Source organism: Rhodococcus sp. Eu-32 (assembly GCF_003336925.1).
GTDB classification, from domain to species: domain Bacteria; phylum Actinomycetota; class Actinomycetes; order Mycobacteriales; family Mycobacteriaceae; genus Rhodococcoides; species Rhodococcoides kyotonensis_B.
Map to the genome: position 1 here is coordinate 1 of NZ_QGNK01000069.1, position 491 is coordinate 491.

Below are 491 nucleotides of genomic sequence, written 5' to 3' on the forward strand. Positions count from 1 at the left end.
GAAAGTAGCCTATCCTACGGGGGGCTGCAGTGGGGAATATTGCACAATGGGCGCAAGCCTGATGCAGCCATGCCGCGTGTGTGAAGAAGGCCTTCGGGTTGTAAAGCACTTTCAGCGGGGAGGAAGGCGTTAAGGTTAATAACCTTGGCGATTGACGTTACCCGCAGAAGAAGCACCGGCTAACTCCGTGCCAGCAGCCGCGGTAATACGGAGGGTGCAAGCGTTAATCGGAATTACTGGGCGTAAAGCGCACGCAGGCGGTCTGTCAAGTCGGATGTGAAATCCCCGGGCTCAACCTGGGAACTGCATTCGAAACTGGCAGGCTAGAGTCTTGTAGAGGGGGGTAGAATTCCAGGTGTAGCGGTGAAATGCGTAGAGATCTGGAGGAATACCGGTGGCGAAGGCGGCCCCCTGGACAAAGACTGACGCTCAGGTGCGAAAGCGTGGGGAGCAAACAGGCTTAGATACCCCAGTAGTCAAGCAACTCTATG

The 491-nt window shown here is 55.8% G+C and carries 1 rRNA gene; it reads left to right on the forward strand.

What is annotated here, in order from left to right:
* Nucleotides 1-491 (forward strand): 16S ribosomal RNA (locus DK926_RS26935); the annotation flags it as partial.